The sequence below is a fragment of the Collinsella aerofaciens genome (genome assembly GCF_015552075.1).
Taxonomy (GTDB): Bacteria; Actinomycetota; Coriobacteriia; order Coriobacteriales; family Coriobacteriaceae; genus Collinsella; species Collinsella aerofaciens_Y.
Map to the genome: position 1 here is coordinate 1 of NZ_JADNDZ010000095.1, position 12,742 is coordinate 12,742.

9 protein-coding genes are annotated in these 12,742 nt (G+C 62.0%); 7 read left to right on the top strand and 2 right to left on the bottom strand.

Annotation, left to right across the window (positions count from 1 at the left end):
- Positions 1 to 152: 152 nt before the first annotated feature.
- From I2D41_RS07095 to I2D41_RS07110, 4 genes are all read left to right on the top strand, one after another.
- On the top strand, positions 153 to 1,070 hold the full coding sequence (locus tag I2D41_RS07095; protein WP_117564212.1) for a tetratricopeptide repeat protein: 918 nt from the start codon (positions 153 to 155) through the stop codon (positions 1,068 to 1,070).
- Positions 1,060 to 1,530 carry an SsrA-binding protein SmpB gene (smpB, locus tag I2D41_RS07100; protein WP_195364044.1) on the top strand — a complete coding sequence of 157 codons (471 nt, stop codon included), beginning with the start codon at positions 1,060 to 1,062 and terminating at the stop codon, positions 1,528 to 1,530. Before I2D41_RS07095 ends, smpB begins: the two co-directional genes overlap by 11 nt.
- Positions 1,531 to 1,736: 206 nt before the next feature.
- Complete coding sequence (locus I2D41_RS07105; RefSeq protein WP_195364045.1) at positions 1,737 to 2,240, top strand: flavin reductase family protein; 504 nt, start codon at positions 1,737 to 1,739, stop codon at positions 2,238 to 2,240.
- An 89-nt stretch (positions 2,241 to 2,329) separates the two neighbouring features.
- Positions 2,330 to 2,473 carry a rubredoxin-like domain-containing protein gene (locus I2D41_RS07110; protein ID WP_195364046.1) on the top strand — a complete coding sequence of 48 codons (144 nt, stop codon included), beginning with the start codon at positions 2,330 to 2,332 and terminating at the stop codon, positions 2,471 to 2,473.
- Between the two features lie 309 nt (positions 2,474 to 2,782).
- On the opposite strand, the gene I2D41_RS07115 is transcribed toward I2D41_RS07110, so the two are convergent.
- Both I2D41_RS07115 and gpmA read right to left on the bottom strand, forming a co-directional pair.
- Complete coding sequence (locus I2D41_RS07115) at positions 2,783 to 4,039, bottom strand: Nramp family divalent metal transporter (protein WP_195364047.1); 1,257 nt, start codon at positions 4,037 to 4,039, stop codon at positions 2,783 to 2,785.
- A 75-nt stretch (positions 4,040 to 4,114) separates the two neighbouring features.
- Positions 4,115 to 4,888 carry a 2,3-diphosphoglycerate-dependent phosphoglycerate mutase gene (gene gpmA / locus I2D41_RS07120; protein WP_229042249.1) on the bottom strand — a complete coding sequence of 258 codons (774 nt, stop codon included), beginning with the start codon at positions 4,886 to 4,888 and terminating at the stop codon, positions 4,115 to 4,117.
- Positions 4,889 to 5,267: 379 nt separating this feature from the next.
- Here gpmA and gltB point away from each other — a divergent pair, with 379 nt between their 5' ends.
- The 3 genes from gltB to I2D41_RS07135 all read left to right on the top strand — a co-directional run bounded on the left by gltB (position 5,268) and on the right by I2D41_RS07135 (position 12,511).
- A complete protein-coding gene (gltB, locus tag I2D41_RS07125) occupies positions 5,268 to 9,962 on the top strand; it encodes a glutamate synthase large subunit (RefSeq protein WP_195364048.1) in 4,695 nt (1,564 codons plus the stop codon).
- A 5-nt stretch (positions 9,963 to 9,967) separates the two neighbouring features.
- The gene (locus tag I2D41_RS07130) at positions 9,968 to 11,449 is read left to right on the top strand and encodes a glutamate synthase subunit beta (RefSeq protein ID WP_195364049.1); all 1,482 of its coding nucleotides are present in this window, start codon (positions 9,968 to 9,970) and stop codon (positions 11,447 to 11,449) included.
- Positions 11,450 to 11,803: 354 nt separating this feature from the next.
- Entirely contained in the window at positions 11,804 to 12,511 is a 708-nt protein-coding gene (locus tag I2D41_RS07135; protein WP_195364050.1) for a hypothetical protein, read from the top strand.
- Positions 12,512 to 12,742 lie beyond the last annotated feature (231 nt).

Here is a 12,742-nt window from a genome sequence, read left to right on the forward strand (position 1 = left end):
GGACGCCGCCCTCTCAAGGCGGAGATCACCAGTTCGAATCTGGTACGGGCTACCAAAATTGAACGCCCGGGCCTCGTAAGAGACCCGGGTTTTGTGTATTGACCGATATTTAAGGCGCGCGTTGAGTCTGCCGCCCGGACCGAGGAGTTGTCATGGACCTGCCTATCAGCTTGGAAGACATCACGTATGCCGAGAACTATCTGGCGCAGGGCGACCTGGCTACGGCGACGCCGCTGCTTGAGCGTCTGGTGGAGCTCGCCGAGGAGTATATCGACGCTGAGTGCAAGACGGAGGAGAAGCGCCAGTACTTTAGCTTCGACAGCAAGTTTGAGCGCCTGGCCTATCGCCGCGTGGAGAAGGATCCGCGCGAGCTGGTGCAGGTCGAGGTTCCCTTTGACCGCCTGTACTCCGACATGGCGTTTGCCTACATTCGCCAGCAGGATTATGTGAGTGCTCGGAATGCCCTGATGCAGGCCGTGCGTTGGGATCCCATGAACTGCAACTATCGCTTGGACTTGGCCGAGCTGTTCCGCGCGCTCGAGGACAAGCAGGAGTGGGCATCGCTCTCGTTCTCGGTGCTGGAGCGCGCGAGTGACGGTAAGTGCGCCGCACGCGCCTACACCAACTTGGGTCAGTACTTCTTGGAGCCCGAGACCGAGAACATTTCGGCTGCCGTGGGCTGCGCACGTCTGGCGCTGCGCCTGGCGCCCAATGATGCGCATACGACGCGCCTGCTCAACAAGATCCATACCACCTATCCGGATGCCGCGGACGAGAGTGACGACCATGTGATGGGTGAGCTCGCCCTGCAGGGCGTGCCGACCTCGCCTTCGGCCGAGATCGCCATCTGCCTGATCATGTGCGCGACCGATGCTGCAAGCGACGGCGACAAGCAGGAGGCTACGCGTCTGACGGTCCGTGCCCGCGACCTGGTGGGCGAGGAGGCATGCGCGGCGATTATCAAGCTGGTGCGCGAGAGCGATGCCGAGCTCAATGCCGAGCGCAGGGCAAAGCGCGAGGCTGCGGGCTCAAACGCCGATGGCGCCAAGGAGGCCGGCGATGCCCAGTAAGCGCGAGCGCAAGCTCATTTCCAAGAATCGCTCGGCACATCACGAGTACTTTATCGATGAGACGTTTGAGTGCGGTATTGAGCTGAGCGGTACCGAGGTCAAGTCGATTCGCGAGCGCGCGTGCCAGATTACCGATACCTTTGCACTGATTCGTGGCGGGGAGTGCTGGCTCGTCGGCCTGCATATCCACCCTTATAGCCATGGTGGCGTGTGGAATCGCGATCCCGACCGTCGGCGCCGTCTGCTGCTGCACCGCAAGGAGATCGACTTTCTTGACGGCAAACTTCGCAACCGTGGTTATGCGCTGGTTCCGTTGGAGCTCTACTTTAATACCGGCGGTCGCGTAAAACTGCTGCTGGGCCTGGGTCGCGGCAAGAAGCTCTACGACAAGCGCGAGGACATGGCCAAGCGTGATGTCCAACGCGAGATCGACCGCGCCCTCAAGGAACGCAACCGCTGACCGTCCTTCATAAGTTGCGGTGGAATACGGACTGTTTTGCCTGTTTGAGGGGCTATTCAGTCCCTATTTCACCGCAACTGCGGGTGTCTTATCTTTCTTACTGTTCTGACACATATGTTTCAAAGGCGGCGTCCGTTATGGGCGCTGCCTTTTTTGTGGGTACATACATCCATGAGGTTCCAACCCGAGTTAGGGGAGTGATCGTTATGGACAAAACTGCGTTCTTTACCATGCCGAGCGGCCTGTACGTGGTGAGCTCCGCTGCAGACGGGCTGCGCGCCGGCTGCGTCATCAACACGGCGGTGCAGGTGACATCCGCCCCGCCGCGCATCTCGATTGCCGTGAACAAGAACAACGTCACCTCGGGCGTCATCGCTTCGGCCAAAGCGTTCGCGCTGACCGTGATCGATCAGACCGCCGACATGCTCTACATCGGTAACTTTGGGTTCCGCACCAGCAGCGATTATGACAAGTTTGCCAAATACGAGACCCGCGAGACGGCTTTGGGCATGCCCTATGTGCCCGAGCACGCGGCGGCCCTGTTTAGCTGCCGTTTGATCGACACTGTGGATGTGGGCACGCATCTACTGTTTATCGGCGAGGTCGAGGATGCCGAGCGCCTGAGCGACGAGACGCCGCTCACCTACGATTACTACCATAAGGTCCTGAAGGGCAAGACGCCTCCGAAGGCGTCCTCGTATCAAGGCTAGAAATGTTTTAAAAAAACTTGCATTATATTATTGAGAATCTATACTAATAGATGAAGTACATCACCAGTCGCGTTCGAGAGGAGAACATCATGACTGAGGAGAAGAAGACGTATAAGTTCGTGTGCATCGTTTGTGGTTACGAGGTTGAGGTCGACACGCCCGAGCTGCCCGAGGATTACGTGTGCCCGGTGTGCGGCGTCGGTCCCGATCAGTTTGAGCTCGTCGAGGAGTAGCTCGTCGGCACGCGGCTCACGGCAACACATAGCTCTGTCCAAGGGTCCCGGTCGGATATCCCGGCCGGGACCCTTTTCCTCCGTCCCCAAGGGATCACGGTTGCTGTTGGCCGATCCTGTCTGTTGTGAGTCCGGCCGACCTTTTGTCTTAATCTGTAACGTCTAACGGTGGAAATTGGGTCCACTTGTTACAGATTGAGACAAACGGAGCTGTCCCTCGGAATGATCTCGATCTGTAACATCTAGACATCAAAAGCGGGTCTAGATGTTACAGATCGAGACGTTTGCCTGGGTAGGTGCCCCGCCCCATTACATCCCTGTCAACAACACGACATCGAGAACCGTTACGATGACGCCGATTCCTACAAGCAGCGCGTTGAGTGGACGCGAGTTGGCGTATTTGCCCATGACGCGGCGTGAGCTGGTGAGCCGTATGAGCACAAAGACCGTAATCGGCAGCTGAAGCGACAGCAGTGCCTGACTCCAGATGAGACCTTCAAAAGGATTTGGGACGACTAGGCACGCCGTCACTGCGCCGACGAAACAGGCCGCCACCCCAATCGATGAGTGTCGGTCGTGGATGTCGTATTCCTCGTCGAACATGCCCGCGGTGATGGTGCCCGCCGCCATGCCCGCCGTCACGCTGCTCGATAGTCCCGCGAACAGCAGCGCTACCGCAAAGATAGTTGAGCTTGCCGGGCCCAAGATGGGGGAGAGCGTGGCCGCTGCGACGGCGAGGTCGTCTACGACAATGCCGTGCGCAAAGAAGGTCGTTGCGGCCAGGATGACCATGGCCGAGTTGATTGCCCAGCCCACGCCCATCGAAAAGAGCGTGTCGAAGAGCTCGTAGCGCAGACGTTCTTCGATAACCTGCTCGCCTTGGCCTTCGAAGTGCATAGATTGGATGACCTCGGAGTGCAGAAAAAGGTTGTGTGGCATAACGACCGCACCCAGGACACTCACGATAATCGCGGCAGAGCCAGTGGGCATACTGGGCGTGATCCAGCTTGCGACGGCTTGCGGCCAGTCGACCTTGACTAGTGCAAGCTCGGCCAAAAACGAGAGTCCTACCACGCCTACGAAGGCGATGATCCAGCGTTCGGCATGCTTGTAGGAGTTCGTCATGAGCATCGCCATCGATACTGCCGCCACGATGACGCAGCCCGCACGCACGGGCAGCCCAAAGAGCATTTGAAGGGCAATCGCGCCGCCCAGGACCTCGGCCATGGCGGTGGCGATGGTCGCGAGATAGGCACTGGCGAGCACCGTGCGCCCGACGAAGCGGGGGAGGTAACGTGTCGTGGCCTCGGCAAGGCAGGCGCCCGTGGCGATACCCAGGTGCGCCGCGTTGTGCTGCAGCACGATGAGCATAATCGTGGACAGCGTGACGATCCACAGCAGCGCGTAGCCAAACTGCGAGCCCGCGGCCATATTGGAGGCCCAGTTGCCCGGGTCGATAAAGCCGACGGTCACGAGCAGCCCGGGGCCGATATGCCGCGCAATGTCTAGGCCTCCGTGACCACCGGTGCGTCGGGAGCCAAAGTGTTGTTTGAGACGGTTGAGCATGGTGCGCTCCTGTGTATGGGCGGCGTGACGTCGCATCTGGGTCGTGCGGCGCCACGCGTCGGATTTGGGTTGGGGCTACTTGTGCGCTTTGCCCTGATTGGCCACGGCGTCGATCTTGGCGGCGATGGTCGCCGGGTCGCCGATGTAGCGCTTGTCGAGGACATTGAAATCGGTATCGAAGGTGTAGACGAGCGGCACGCCGGTGGGGATGTTGACCTTGAGGATCTCCTCGGGCGTGAGGTGCTCGAGCTTCATGACGAGTGAGCGCAGGGAGTTGCCGTGTGCGGCGATGAGTACGCGCTTGCCGGCGAGCATCTGGGGGCGAATCTCATCCTCAAAATAAGGCCAGACGCGGGCTATCGTGTCCTTGAGGCATTCGGTATAGGGCAGCTGGTCGGGCGCGATGTCGCGGTATTGCTCCTGGGTGTGGGGGTCGCGACTGTCGCCCGGCTCGAGTGCCGGCGGGCAGACATCGAAGGAGCGGCGCCAGATGAGCACCTGTTCGTCGCCGTGCTCCGCGGCGGCATCGGCCTTGTTGAGACCCTGCAACGCACCGTAGTGGCGCTCGTTGAGCTTCCAGGATTTGATGACGGGCAGCCACTCGCGATCCATTTGGCCGAGCACGATGTTGAGGGTGTGGATCGCGCGCTTGAGGCGCGAAGTGTAGCAGACGTCAAAGTCGAAACCGGCTTCTTTGAGGGCGCGGCCGCCTGCCGCCGCCTCTTCGCGGCCCGTGTCGGTGAGTTCGACATCGGTCCAGCCGGTGAACAGGTTGAGCTTGTTCCACTCGGACTCTCCGTGACGGATAAGGACGAGTTGCATCGTCTGCTGGTCTGCTTGGTGCGCCATAGGGGTCTCCTTGATCTGGCACGGTGTGCGTGCCGTTTGCTTGACGCCGCAAAGGATACCCGTTTTAGGCCAAAAAGTTAACCAAGACTAACAAAATTGTTCTATTTGAATGGGATGGTGAAGGGGGGCTGCCGAAATGTCTCGATCTGTAACAACTAGGGATGGAAATTGGGTCTTACTGTTACAGATTGAGATGTTTGAAGAGGTGAGTTTGCAGGCCGAACTTGGGGCCTATGTTGTCGCCCTTGAGGTCGGCGGTGTCCACTCGCAGGGCGTGCGTTACGCGATTGTTTCGAAACGGGTGGGAAACACAACGGGTCGGCGATGCTCCTAGTATGCCTATTCAACTGACTGTCTAAATATCTAGGGGAGGATCGCGATGCAGGCAGATTCCGCTCAGCAGCAGGGCCTTTATCGCCCCGAATTCGACCACGATGCATGTGGCATCGGCGCGCTTGCCGATATCAACGGCGAGCGCCATCACCAGATTCTGGACGATGCGCTGTCCATTCTGGTCAACTTGGAGCACCGCGGCGGTACGGGACTCGAGAAGAATACCGGCGACGGCGCCGGCATCCTGTTTCAGGTCCCGCATCACTTTTTCCGCAAAGAGGCTCAAAAGTGCGGCCAGATTCTGCCGGCAGAGGGCGACTATGGCGTGGCCATGCTGTTCTTCCCGCAGGACGACAAGGGCGTAGAGGATGCCCGTCGCGTGTTTGAGGAGGGCTGCGCCGAGGCCGGCGTGCCGCTGCTCTTTTGGCGCGAGGTGCCCGTCGACCCGCACGACCTGGGCGAGACGGCCCGCGCCTGCATGCCTACCATCCTGCAGGCCTTTCTGGGCCGCCCCGACGACACGCCGGCCGGCGACGCATTCGAGCGCCGCCTGTACGTGTGCCGCCGCACCATCGAAAAGAAGGCCGACGCTGAGTTCGCCCTGCGCGACAAGATCTTCTATGTGTGCTCCATGAGCTCGCGCACCATCGTGTACAAGGGCATGCTGGTCGCCACGCAGATGCGCCGCTTCTTCATCGACCTCAACGACGCCGCCGTCAAGACGGCCGTGGCGCTCGTCCACTCGCGCTACTCCACCAACACCACGCCCAGCTGGGAGCGTGCGCACCCCAACCGTTTTATCATTCACAACGGCGAGATCAACACCCTCAAGGGCAACGTCAACTGGATTCGCGCCCGCGAACCCAACCTGTACAGCCCCGTGTTGCAGCACGATCTTGAGCGCGTGATGCCCATCATCAACCGCGAGGGTTCCGACTCCGCGATTCTGGACAACGTGCTTGAGTTTTTGGTCATGAACGGTCGCCCGCTCACGCGTGCCGCGTCCATGTTGCTGCCCGAGCCGTGGGACCACAACGATAGTCTGAGTGAGGAGCGTCGCGCCTACGACGCCTACCAGTCCATGCTCATGGAGCCGTGGGATGGCCCGGCGGCCATCGCCTTTACCGACGGTCGCACGCTGGCCGCCGCCCTCGACCGTAACGGCCTGCGTCCCGCCCGCTACTATGTGACGCGCGACGGTCGCTTTATGCTGGCAAGCGAGGTGGGCACCATCGAGGTGCGTCCCGAGAACATCCTGACGAGCGGCTGCCTGGGACCGGGCCAGATGCTCGAGGTCGACTTTGCCCGCGGCCGCGTGATCTACAACGACGAGCTGCGCGCCCGTTACGCCAAGGAAAAGCCCTACCGTGATTGGATTGCCGAGGAGACGCTAACCGTTGACGCGCTCGATGAGCCCGTTGCGGCAACGCCCGCCGAGGACGCCGAGGTGCCCGCCGCCGTGCGTATGGCCAAGCTTGGCTACCACTGGGATGACGTCGACGAGGTCGTGCGTCCCATGGCCCAGCAGGGCAAGGCACCGCTTGCTTCGATGGGCATCGATGCGCCGCTGGCCTGCCTGTCCAAGAAGACGCGCTCGTTCTACGACTATTTCTATCAGCTGTTCGCTCAAGTCACGAACCCGCCGATCGACGCCCTTCGCGAGCATATGGTCACCTCGACCACGCTCTACCTGGGCAACCACGGCAACCTGCTCGAGGACTCCCGTACGGCCTGCCAGCTGGTGCGCCTGGAGCGTCCGCTGCTGAGCGAGGAGGAGTTTGACCGCATCTGCGCCATCGACCGCGTGGGCTTTAAGACCCGCCGTTTCCGTGCCGTCTACCGCTGCGATGCCGGCGAGGGCGCGCTGCAGGCTGCGCTCAAGCAGCTTGCCGAAGACGTCGAGGCTGCGGTTCGCGATGGCGTGAACATCGTGGTGCTGAGCGATCGCGCCGGAGCGGGCGAGGTGCCCGTGCCGTCGCTGCTCGCCGTGGGCTGCGTGCACAACCACCTGATCCGTGCCGGCGTGCGCACCTTTGCCGATATCGTGGTGGAGTGCGGCGATGCCGTGTCTCCACACGACTTTGCGGCGCTGGTGGGCTACTCCGCAAGCGGCATCTACCCGTACAACGCGCATGCGTGCATCCGCGACTTGGCGGCGCACGGCGATCTGGACGTGACAGCCGAGCAGGGCATCGCCAACTACAACAAGGCCGCGACGGCGGGCATCGTCTCCATCATGTCCAAGATGGGCATCTCCACGGTGCAGAGCTACCACTCCGCGCAAATCTTTGAGGCCGTTGGCTTTACGCCGGAGTTCGTCAACGCGTACTTCGCCGGCACGGTGAGCCGTGTGGGCGGTATGGGTGTCGAGGACGTTGAGCGCGAGCAAAACGAGCGCTACGACGCCGCGCTCGCTATCCTTAAGAGCCCGGCTCCCGATCAACTGCCCACGCTGGGCCTGACCAAGTGGCGCCCGCTCGGCGGCGAGGATCACCTCATCGATCCGCAGACTGTCTACTTGCTGCAGACCGCCTGCCGTGAGGACAGCTACAACACCTTTAAGGAGTACAGCGCCCGCCTGCACCGCACCGGCCGTGCCGTGCGCCTGCGCGACCTGCTGGACTTTGATGCCAGCGGCCGCACTCCGGTGGCACTCGACGAGGTCGAGCCCGCGCTCAACATCGTCCGCCGCTTTAACACCGGCGCTATGTCGTATGGCTCCATCAGCAAAGAGGCACACGAGTGCGTGGCCATCGCCATGAACCGCCTACACGGCCGTTCCAACTCCGGCGAGGGCGGCGAGGATCCGCGTCGCGAGACCCCGTTGGCCAACGGTGACTCCAAGAACTCCGCCATCAAACAGGTGGCAAGTGCGCGCTTTGGCGTGACGAGCCGCTATCTGTGCAGCGCCTTTGAGATTCAAATTAAGATGGCCCAGGGCGCCAAGCCCGGCGAGGGCGGCCACCTGCCCGGCAAGAAGGTCTACCCCTGGATCGCCGAGGTCCGTCAGTCCACGCCCGGTATCGGCCTGATCTCGCCTCCGCCGCACCACGACATCTACTCCATCGAGGACCTGGCAGAGCTGATCTTTGACCTTAAGAACGCCAACCCCGGCGCGCGCGTGTCGGTCAAGCTGGTCAGCGAGGCCGGCGTCGGCACCATCGCCACTGGTGTTGCCAAGGGCGCTGCCGACAAGATTTTGATCAGCGGCCACAACGGCGGCTCGGGTGCCGCTGCTCGCGATTCCATTTGGCACGCCGGTCTGCCGCTGGAGCTCGGTCTTGCCGAGGCCCAGCAGACGCTGCTGCAAAACGGCCTGCGCTCGCGCGTGGTGCTCGAGGCCGACGGCAAGCTCATGGACGGCACTGACGTCGCCGTCGCCTGCCTGCTGGGTGCCGAGGAGTTTGGCTTTGCGACCATGCCGCTCATCTCGATGGGCTGCCTCATGCAGCGCGACTGCCAGCAGGATACCTGCCCCGCCGGCATCGCTACGCAAAACTGCCGCCTGCGTCGCGGCTTCCGCGGCAAGCCAGAGCACGTCGAACGCTTTATGCTCTTTGTTGCCGAGCAGCTGCGCGAGGTCATGGCGAGCCTGGGCTTCCGCACCGTCGACGAGATGGTCGGCCATCCCGAGTGCCTGCGCCAGATCGAGGTCCCGGGCAACCGCAAGGCCAACCTGCTCGATCTATCGCCCGTGCTGGCGAGCGCGACCTGTGAGTTTGGTGCCCACATCCCGGGTGCCGACGGTCGCCACTTCCTGCCCCAGATGGCTGCGGACAGCGAGCTCGACAAGACGCTCGATTCCACGCTGTTTGTGCCCTATACGGCCGATGCCCGTGCGCACCTGCGCCCGATTCGCTTCCGCGCCGACATCGCCAACGTCAACCGCTGCGTGGGCACCATCTTGGGCAACGCGGTGACCAAGGCGCATCCCGAGGGCCTGCCCGCCGGCTCCATCACCATCGATTGCGATGGTTCGGCCGGTCAGAGTTTTGGCGCGTTCCTGCCGCGCGGCATAACGCTCAACGTGTGCGGCGACGCCAACGACTACTTTGGTAAGGGCCTTTCGGGCGGCGAGGTGTCGGTGCGCCCCAACCCGCATGCGACCTACAAGTTCGACGAGAACATCATCGTGGGCAACGTTGCTTTCTTTGGCGCTACGAGTGGCCGCGGCTTCATTAACGGCCTGGCCGGCCAGCGCTTTGGCGTACGCAACTCCGGTGCCACGGTGGTGGTCGAGGGCTGCGGCAACCATGGCTGCGAGTACATGACGGGAGGTCTGGCGCTCATCTTGGGCGAGGTCGGGCAGAACTTCGCCGCCGGCATGACGGGCGGCGTGGCCTATGTCTATGACCAGTACGGCACGCTCGATGCCCGCGTGAATCACGAGAGCGTTGAGCTCAAGGCACCGACGGCCGACGAGCTGGCGCAGATCCGCGAGCTCATCCAGGAGCACGTGGACGCGACCCAGAGCCCACGCGGCATTAAGCTGCTCTACAGCTTTGACTCGATGAGCAAGCACTTTGTGAAGGTCATCCCGACCGAGTACGAACGCGTGCTGGCGATTGTCGCCGCCGCCGAGGGCGCGGGCAAGACGCATGCGCAGGCCGAGGAACTGGCGTTTGACATCGTGACCGGTCGCGCGAGTGCCGAGGATGTTGCTCGCTTTGATGTGGCGGGTGGCGCCGGTGCTGTGGCCGCCGCTGCCAGCTCTGTTGCTTCGACCAAGAAGGAGGCGTAAGTGCCATGGGTAAGCCCGGTGCTTTTCTTGATATCGATCGCGTGACCCACGAGCTTCGCCCCGTGGAGGAGCGCAGCCGCGATTTCGATCCGCTGTACGTGGAGCTCGACGATGACGCGCGCCGTGCTCAGGCGAGCCGCTGCATGATGTGCGGCGTGGCGTTTTGCCAGATGGGCGCGAGCTTTGGCAAGGCGCGCCCGAGCGGCTGCCCGCTGCACAACCTGATTCCCGAGTGGAATGAGCTGGTGTATCGCGGTCGCTGGGACGAGGCGGCCGAGCGTCTGTCGCTCACCTCGCCCATGCCCGAGTTCACGAGCCGCGTGTGCCCGGCTCTGTGCGAGGCCGCGTGCAATCTGGGCTCGGTTGACGGCCAGCCCACGACGATTCACGACAACGAGCGTGCGATCAGCGACCACGAGTGGGCCAACGGCGGTCCGCGCCGCTTTGAGCCGGCGGGGGAGGGCGCACCCACGGTTGCCGTGGTGGGCTCCGGTCCCGCTGGTCTGGTGGCAGCATGGGAGCTTGCGCGTCGTGGCGCCCGCGTGACGGTGTTTGAGCGCGACGACCGCCCGGGCGGTCTGCTCATGTACGGCATTCCCAACATGAAGCTCGAGAAGTCCGTGCTCGACCGTCGCGTGGCGCTCATGCGCGAGCTGGGCATTGTGTTCGAGCTGGGTGCTGACGTTACGAACCCTGCGGTGGCGGCCAAGCTCAATGGCTTTGACGCCGTCGTGGTGGCTGCCGGCGCCCGTGCTCCGCGTGGGCTTTCGGCTGCGAACATTGATGCCCCGGGCGTGGTGTATGCCGTGGACTACCTGACGGCTTCGACCGTCTCGGTGCTCGATGGCGGCGAGCCTGCCATCGATGCACGCGGCCTGGACGTTGTGGTCATTGGCGGCGGCGATACCGGTAACGACTGCGTGGGCACCGCGGTACGTCAGGGTGCGCGCAGCGTGCGCCAGTTTGAGTTCTTGCCGGCGGCGCCTGATGCGCGCGCGGCGAGCAACCCCTGGCCGCAGTGGCCCAACGTGAAGAAGACCGATTACGGCCAGCAGGAGGCCATCGCTGCCATGGGCGGCGAGATGCGCGCTTGGGGTGTGGATACGCTCGAGGTACTGTTGGACAAGAAGGGCGCGGCCGCGGGCCTGCGCGTGGTCGATCTGGATTGGTCGGCTGGCAAGCCCGAGCGCATCGCGGGCTCCGAGCACGAGGTGCCGGCCCAGCTGGTGCTCATCGCCTGCGGCTTTACGGGTCCCGAGCATGGCGTGTTCGACGCCGTTGGCGTGCCTGTTGCCACCGCTGGTCGTCCGCTGCCGGTGATGGCTGCCGAGGGCTCGCACCTTGCGGCCCGTGTCGACGGCGTCGCCGCGGATGCCGCGCCGGTGTATGTGGCGGGTGATGCTCGCAACGGCAGCTCGCTCGTGGTAAACGCCATGGCCGATGCCCTGGCCTGCGCAGCCGAAGTCGCCGATGCGCTGGAGCTGTAACGTAGTCATTTAAGAACGTCCCCAATGACTAGTCATTTTTTTGTCTAGTCGTTGGGGACACTCTTTGCGAGCGATTTGCTCGTTTGTTGACGTACGGGTGTTCATTTGTCGACTTCTTGAGCTGTGGTCACCTGTTGTTTCTGTGGTGGCTGTGGGCATATGGCTCAAAAGGGCGGGTTGGCCGTCTATGTTTACCTGCGGTTTTATTGCGGTGCGCATTTTCGGTCAAGCATCCCGTCAAGTGTTTGGTCAGCAGTTGGTTTGCAGCCGGAGGCCTATTTTGTCCGTGCTGACAGTGGCTGCCCACCCTCCTCGTAAGCTCAAATTGAGGTTCATCAGTTTGAGGAGGATGCCGTGACTGACCACGTTTTAGACCGAGCGCATCTGGCCGAAGCCGTTGGCAACGATATTGCCGACATGGCCCATTTTTGGATGCTGCGGAAGTTTCAGTTTTTGGAGCCGGCGCGCGAACAGTTCGAGATCATTGTCGACCCGTGGCTCGGCTATTGCACCGAGCCTTCCCAAAACGAAATCATGGCCTACAACATGGCATTTACCGATTGGCTGCTCTTCGAGCGCCCCTATCGCCATGGCAAGACGCTGCTCGAGCTGTATGTTGATGAGCCGCCGGCATCGCTTTCGCCTGCCTCGCTCAAGCGGCTCGAGCAGGTATGCGACACGCAGTATTTCTCGCGCTTTGGCATTTTGGACAAGGATCCTGCGAACGGCATGGTTGTGCTGAAGGATACGCGCACAGACCTTCGCTTTGATGTCTACGACCCGCATATCGTGCAAAAGGAGCACTGGAACGATGGCGCGATCGCGGTGCGCCTCGCCTGCGTCGACGATGTCTGGCTGACGGCGGGACAGCTCTATCTGTATGACATCGCGCGCCTGAGTGACACGGCGGTCGATGGACCGGGTGCGGTGCATCCCGAGGATCTGCAGGACGGCTTTGACACCTCGTGCGTCAGCTTCTTTTTGCGCCTGGTCCGCGACATCATGGGCGCCCAGGGGCGGTACGTGAAGTCGCTCAACATCTACGAACAGGAATGGGAGTAAGGGATGGGCTGTCGCAGCGCCGCCGCGTGTCTATTTGTCTCGATCTGTAACGTTTAGGGACAAAAAACCGGTCTACCTGTTACAGATCGAGACGAATGCTTGGGCGCTGCTGATTTGTCTAAATCTGTAACGTTTAGGGCCCTGGAGAACGTCTAACTGTTACAGATCGAGACGTTTGGCACCTGGTTGGGGGAATGTCTCAATCTGTAACATCTACAGGCCAAAACTCGA

Coding starts and splice junctions, on each gene's coding strand:
- I2D41_RS07095 (WP_117564212.1), top strand. CDS start 153: ATGGACCTGCCTATCAGCTTGGAAGACATCACGTATGCCGAGAACTAT.
- I2D41_RS07115 (WP_195364047.1), bottom strand. CDS start 4,039: ATGCTCAACCGTCTCAAACAACACTTTGGCTCCCGACGCACCGGTGGT.
- I2D41_RS07110 (WP_195364046.1), top strand. CDS start 2,330: ATGACTGAGGAGAAGAAGACGTATAAGTTCGTGTGCATCGTTTGTGGT.
- gpmA (WP_229042249.1), bottom strand. CDS start 4,888: ATGGCGCACCAAGCAGACCAGCAGACGATGCAACTCGTCCTTATCCGT.
- gltB (WP_195364048.1), top strand. CDS start 5,268: ATGCAGGCAGATTCCGCTCAGCAGCAGGGCCTTTATCGCCCCGAATTC.
- smpB (WP_195364044.1), top strand. CDS start 1,060: ATGCCCAGTAAGCGCGAGCGCAAGCTCATTTCCAAGAATCGCTCGGCA.
- I2D41_RS07105 (WP_195364045.1), top strand. CDS start 1,737: ATGGACAAAACTGCGTTCTTTACCATGCCGAGCGGCCTGTACGTGGTG.
- I2D41_RS07130 (WP_195364049.1), top strand. CDS start 9,968: ATGGGTAAGCCCGGTGCTTTTCTTGATATCGATCGCGTGACCCACGAG.